Genomic DNA, 1,332 nt, shown 5'->3' on the forward strand with positions numbered 1-1,332 from the left:
TTCGAACAACTCCTCACCGACCAGCTACGCATCCTCGGCCCCGACCACCCCAACACCCTCACCACCCGAGGCAACCTCGCCTACTGGCGCGGAGAAACCGGAGACGCCGAAGGCGCCACCCACGCCTTCGAACAACTCCTCACCGACCAGCTACGCATCCTCGGCCCCGACCACCCCAACACCCTCATCACCCGAGGCAACCTCGTCGTGTGGAGCTATAAGTCCGGTGACACCTTTAATGCCATCCGTCTGTTGACCGCCCTGGTGACCGACCAAAAGCGAGTACTCGGCCCCAGCCACCCCGACACGCAGGACAGTGAACAGATCCTCCGGCTCTGGCAGGACGAATCATCCGAGAAATGACCTGGCCAGGTGCCCTTTGACTCCATGACCCGCAGGCCCGAACACGAGGAAACCCCCAGGCCAGGAGGAGTGCACCTTCGTTCTCACCTGAGGCCGGTGGCCCTGCGCTGCTCCGGATACGCCCCCCCTGAACCGACTACCGCACCAGAACCAGATTGCTCACCTCGGCCGGAGGCACCACAGCGCGGCGATCACCCCGACCTCCGCCGTCGCCCCATGCGGAAAACACGCCTCAGCAAGCAAGAACCCAGCAGATCAGGTGTCTGAGCATTCATCCACCTTGCACGCCAAGTGAAGGCCGTTGTGGATGCCAGAAAAACGGCCACCCATCGGGATCACCAGTGTCCGCAACCCCCCGACGTCCTTCGCACATCCACTCCACCTCAAACCAGAACGTGCACTCCTGTTCAATCACGAGGTCCTCCTCAGGATCGATCAACCCATCAAGGTAGACCAGGAAGGACTCGGCCTTCCCATCTGCCAAATCGAACTCAAAACGTGCCGAACCCGTATCAGGCTCCACACGTGGCCTGTCCGAGCTCAAATCAGCAATCCACATCTCATGCAGCGATATCTGAGAGCGGATAGGGCCAGGAGGCGGGGTGTAACAGGGACGAGCTGGAAGCCGTGACACGACGTTAAGGCGTGGACGCGTGATCACGGCCTCGGCTCCATGAACTCGTTGCACGACGACCTGTACACACTCAGCAACCGGAACAGACCTCCATGCCTTGTCCGGGCCTTGCACCGTTACGTTCTTCCACTTAACGAGTTCGGCTGATACAGCGATCGGCGTGTCAGGTTGTTCACGACCAGCGTTCACATGGATGCCTCCGTAAACGGTTCCAGCTTGCACCACGGACCTGGCCTTCCCATTGAACCGGTTTATCTGCACCCGCCATCGCTCCCTTAGAGCTCATCTCAAAAGCCCTGCGAGACGACTCTGAACCTGCCATGATCACGGACTGT

Annotated in this window: 1 protein-coding gene; it reads left to right on the forward strand. The window is 60.3% G+C overall.

The window, feature by feature from the left end:
• On the forward strand, positions 1 to 363 hold a 363-nt coding region (locus D451_RS26970), incomplete at its 5' end, for a tetratricopeptide repeat protein (protein WP_036568811.1).
• Positions 364 to 1,332 lie beyond the last annotated feature (969 nt).

This window comes from Nocardiopsis alba DSM 43377, from assembly GCF_000341225.1.
Lineage (GTDB): Bacteria > Actinomycetota > Actinomycetes > Streptosporangiales > Streptosporangiaceae > Nocardiopsis > Nocardiopsis alba.